Origin of the sequence: Alteromonas nitratireducens (assembly GCF_040812025.1) — a bacterium.
In the GTDB taxonomy this organism is placed as follows: Bacteria; Pseudomonadota; Gammaproteobacteria; order Enterobacterales; family Alteromonadaceae; genus Alteromonas; species Alteromonas nitratireducens.
On record NZ_JBFNPK010000044.1, the window covers coordinates 1 to 939 of the forward strand.

1 pseudogene is annotated in these 939 nt (G+C 48.0%); it reads right to left on the reverse strand.

The window, feature by feature from the left end:
* Window positions 1-887 (reverse strand): annotated as a pseudogene (locus AB1N33_RS16630) (IS3 family transposase); the annotation flags it as partial.
* Window positions 888-939: the final 52 nt, after the last annotated feature.

A 939-nucleotide genomic window follows, 5' to 3' on the forward strand; every position in this document is an offset into this window, starting at 1 on the left:
GTATGCCTTCGCAACAGCGCCGGCCGTCATATCGGCGCTCAGGTGGTAGCCGACGATTTTTCGTGAGTAGGCATCAGTAACGAGGCTCAGATATGTATCGCCCTGATGCGTTGGCAAGTATGTGATATCTGCCACCCATACCTGCTCAGGTCTGTGAGGCACAACGCCATTGTTTTCTGCCTTGAGTAAATTGGGATGGCAGTGATAACGGTGATGACTGTGTGTTGTTTTGTGATAGGCACGCTTGGGTTTGACTAATAAACGGTGGTGCCGCAGTAATTCAAACAGGCGGTCGCGACCAATACGGATATGCTGGTTTTCGTGCATCAGGTAATGCAGCTTTCGCGTACCAATCCTTGGCTGTTGCAGCCGAGTTTCCCGGACAAACCCGATAACGTGATGATTAAAACGGTCCCGCTGCTGACGGAACTGCAGTCGCTTGTAGTACGCCTGACGGGTAATCCCGATAAATGCACATGCCCGACTTACGGAGAGTCCTTTGACCTGCTGAGTTTCGATAACTGCTGTTTGTGCTTTTTTGTAATGCGAACTCCATAGTCATTTTTTAATACATTGACGACGGCTTCAAAAAACTCAGCCTTCTGACGACTGTCTTCAAGCTGCTGTTCTAACTCTTTAATCCGCTGCTCTGGTGTTAAGGGGAGTGTTGGCATGGAGGTCGTTGCTCCTGTTAGTAACGGAGTGCCATTACTCCAATTTAGACGACCATGCTTACGAAGCCAAACTAGCACCGTGGAACGCCCCTGTATTCCATAGTGCTCTTGTGCTTGTTTATAAGTCATTTCGCCTTTTTCTACCTGGTCGACAACCGCCAGTTTAAAGGCCAGTGAATAATCCCGCTGAGTTCGTTTAGTACTTGTATTCATTACACTCTCCAAAAAGAAGCTGGAAAGTGTCAACTTTATTTAGGACGGGTCA